This is a genomic window from Dokdonella sp. (assembly GCF_049593775.1).
In the GTDB taxonomy this organism is placed as follows: Bacteria; Pseudomonadota; Gammaproteobacteria; order Xanthomonadales; family Rhodanobacteraceae; genus Dokdonella.
This window is the reverse complement of the sequence record NZ_JBAWHJ010000039.1, coordinates 1-3,779: the sequence shown is the minus strand read 5'-3', so window position 1 is coordinate 3,779 and position 3,779 is coordinate 1. Positions and strand designations below refer to the sequence as shown.

Sequence of the window (3,779 nt, the reverse complement as noted above, 5' to 3'; positions counted from 1 at the left end):
ATGCTTGCGTCGTTGTTATCCGGCTGACTGTCAACGAATTGCGCTGCGCTGATCGTGCCGGATATTTCGAGAGGCGAGCCATCGCCGTTGGACGATACAAACTGCGTGGTTATTTGGAGCACGCTTGCAAGTGGCGTCACCGCCATGGTTCCCAGGTTCATCTGGCACGCCACCGCCGATGCCACGGCTGAGCACGTCCACAGGCCGGAACCGCTTTGCAGTTGTCCGGAGACAAACTCGAGTGTGTCAGGCAGGGTCAGGCTCAAGCTGGCACCGCTGGGCTCATCGGCGCCGAAGTTGTCGATCGAGGCAATGATCTGCAAGGTCTCGCCCGGAATAGCGGGGGTCGGCGAGGCGCTGAGCGAGAGTCCAAGATCCGAACTGCCAAGCGGCGCCTCAAGACAGTTGCGGCATACCAGCGCAAAGTCCTGGGCGGGTGCGCCGGGGGTCCACGGATTGATTGCATCGCCAGCAAGGTTCGCCGCGAGGACTTCGATATCAATCGAGGCGCCGATCTGGTCAGGGCGCAGGTAGATGGCCTCGATGTTGTTCATCGCATCAGCGCTGCCGCCTGTGGCCGACCATCCGTCCGAGCCGATTGCATTGCCAAGATAGGATTCGCCACCGGTATCGACGCTCAGATCGAGATCATTCACCCAGGCAGGCGTGCTGCCGCCCAGGCCATGGCCCTTGGCGTCGCTCCAGACCAGCATGATGCGTACCGGAAGTGCCGGATCTGCTGGCGCGACATTGAGAGTCCAGGCTGCCCCGGTTTCGGTGAGCAACTCCGATTGATCCAGCATGAAAACCACTTCATCGGAATTGACTGCAGCTTCCAGATCGAGACGACCGTAACCCTGGAACCGGTCCGGTCGGTGGCCCATGAGGCGGCCGTCGGCATCGCGAAATCCTTCCAGGTCCTTCGCGACCACGGTCAGCGCCGCCTTGATCATGGCCGGGCTGGGCGTCACGTCCGCGTGTTCGGCGCGATATTTCTCGACGAAGATGGCCGAAGCGCCGCTGACGACGGGTGAAGCCATCGACGTGCCGCACTTGAAGCCGAACGAGGTGTCGCTACTGCTATTGGTGCTGTCGGTGTTGCATCCCGGCGCGACGATGTTGGGAACGCGGCGACCGTCACAGGCATTGCCGTGTGCGGAATTGCTCGATACATCGAAGATGCCGGACAACTGGACGCCCGAGCTGGACTGCAGCGATGTGGAGCCCACGGCAAAGAGATTCTTGGCCTCATCAGGCGAACCCAGCGATGACGGTGCGCACGCGCCGGAGGAATCGCCGCCACCATTCATGATTGACCAGACATTGAGTACCTGCTGGTTGCCGGGCTCGTCCGGATCGGCGTCACGGATGACCATGTCAATCTGCTGGGTCGGGATATCGTAGCCTTGTGGCGAGCCTGTCGGACCCCAGGAATTGTTCGTAAGGACCGCGCCACTGAGGCTCGATTCCTTGTAGATCTTGAGCATGCCGTCGGCAATCATCGATCCAGGACCGCCACCGATGAAACTGTTGTAGCGCTGCTGCACGATGTTCGCGCCGGGAGCAACGCCCTTGCCGCGCAGGAAGCCGCTCAACAGCGTGCCGCTGGCACCGGTGCCGGCAATGGCTCCGGCAACGTGCGTGCCATGCGAATCGTTGCTGGTGCTGCAGCTGCTGGGTGTGTCACCTGAAGCCACGCAAGGAACCATGCGTGATGCCAGGTCTGTGTGTGTGCTGCGCACACCGCCATCGACCACAGCGACAACCACGCCGCTGCCATCGTAGCCGAGCGTATCGAGCCAGGTCTGATAGCCAGGGACAATCGTGTATCCCGGTGCGGGGCCGTAGTTGCCCACGATGGCCTGGTTGCTCATCTCGCCACGCGGACGGGTTTCCGGTGGAATATCCTGCACGGCGAACACGCCCGGTATCGAGGCAAGATCAAGGTAGCGATCGCCGGGTGCGTCGAGCTGGACTACATCGAAATGCGTATCCAGTCGGGTCCTTGATTGAATCGTCACACCCAGAGCATTGACGGCTGACGTCAGGGCTAGCGGATCGCCGTGGCGGCCGAACAGCGCCATGGTCGGGCGTCGAACCGAGTCCAGGTTCCGCTGGCCGGGCTGCACGCGATAGGTGGGCAGGAATTCTCCGCTCCAGCGGACTTCTTCCTGAGCCATGGCCCTGCCCAGGGCGTTGCCATCACTCCAGACAACGTAGGCAAACGGGTGAATGTATTGGACGGGGGTGACGCCCGAGTCACGCAGGCGAGTCAGCCATTCCGGCTTGACCGGTCCGCGAAATTGAACGAGACGCCAGTCCGCGGTCGTGGCAGAAGCGCTGTGCGTGGACTGCGGGAGGTTCGCGGGATCGAATCGCTGGCCACCCAGGTCGAGCACGAAGGGATTTTCGAAGGTCGTGACTTTCAGACCGGCGTTCCGCAACGACTGTGCTGCATTTTCATCGAGGGCAAGCCACTGAAAGCTGCCGTAGTCGATTACCGGCGAACGGGTGTCGACGACCTGTCGCAACGTGTCCTGAGAGGCTTCGACGCGCAGCCAGCTTGATTGCGTCGCCAATACGGAGGCAGGGCTCGCGGCCAACGCCGCGCTGATCAGTAGCCCCAAGGCTGGAATTCGAGTATTCAAGTCGGTTCCCCAGACGGCAAAGCCATTGATGGTAGAGCCTCAGGTCTTGCTTGTCAGCCGAGGCGCCAATTGGCGACCCAGACACGCAGCTGCTCGAAGTCGCGTGGCGCGCCGATGCCCATCGGCATTGGCGCGCCCTCTGGAGCAGTCACGAAATCGCCTGGATCAGCGGTAGAGCACCGCACGGCGATAGTGGCGACGGGCAACGCCCGCATAGGACAGAGGTGTCAGCGGCATGCCAATGACGTCGATGAAAACCGAGACATCGCTGCCTTCCGCCGGCATCGAGCCTTCGACCAGCTTGACCGTATAAGTCAGGTCATTGCCGCTCAGCATTGGCGATTCGAGTACAACGACCACCTGGCTGAGCTTGTCGCCTTCGAGGATCGAGATATCCGCATTGGGCGGATCGGAGAGGAAGCTGTCTGCCCCCTCGCTCCAGAACGGAATGAAGGATGTCGTCTTCATGTTGCCGGCAATGCGCTCGGGCCGATCGGCAAAGAACAGCGTGACCGGGCTTACGTCACGCAAGGTGAGCTTGTTGGTCGCCTTGTCGTAGCTCATCTTCTTGGCACTTTGCACGAACAGGAAATCAGCTGTTGCCGCCTTTTCCTTGGTCATGGCCTTGTCGGGCTTGGCGTCATTCTCGGCCAGTGCGAAGGGGCTGGCCAGGGCCAGGCAAAGCAATGCAGCTGCTGCGAGGAAGGGGCGTTTAACGTTCACTTGCGAGTACTCCTTTGGAGGATGTTGAATCGAAATCCGGACACGCGAAACAGACGAGACGATACGCCTGGCCACAATGTCCGGCAATTCAGTGATGGACGTGTCCTGAAGTGCAGGTCCAGGTCCATCAGGGTATCGCTTTCTGAATGGTCTATTTGCGCTGGTCCGCTGTTTGTTCGCGTATGCCCAGGAATTCCGAGCCTGCACCCCAGGTTGGCCATTGATTCGAATTGGCAAGGTCGCTGCCCAGTTTGTACAAGATCGGCAGGTCATGGACCATCCCGGCGAATGTCCAGCTTGCCTCCCATTGGTCCGCCGGCTGGTGGTAGCGTTTCTTGCCGTAGTCCGCCCTGGCAGCTTCACCTGCCGCCTTGCCGCCTTCTACCAGATCGTTGCCCGAGCCATAGG

The 3,779-nt window shown here is 61.0% G+C and carries 2 protein-coding genes and 1 pseudogene; all 3 read right to left on the bottom strand.

Annotated elements, in window-relative coordinates; all coding sequences use genetic code 11:
• Window positions 1–2,648: S8 family serine peptidase (locus WBP53_RS01395; protein WP_423925182.1), on the bottom strand; the 2,648-nt coding region annotated here is incomplete at its 3' end.
• A 165-nt stretch (window positions 2,649–2,813) separates the two neighbouring features.
• Window positions 2,814–3,371: a hypothetical protein gene (locus WBP53_RS01390; RefSeq protein WP_423925180.1), complete on the bottom strand. Its 558-nt coding sequence runs from the start codon at window positions 3,369–3,371 to the stop codon at window positions 2,814–2,816.
• Between the two features lie 151 nt (window positions 3,372–3,522).
• Window positions 3,523–3,779 (bottom strand): annotated as a pseudogene (locus tag WBP53_RS01385) (peptidase M20); the annotation flags it as partial.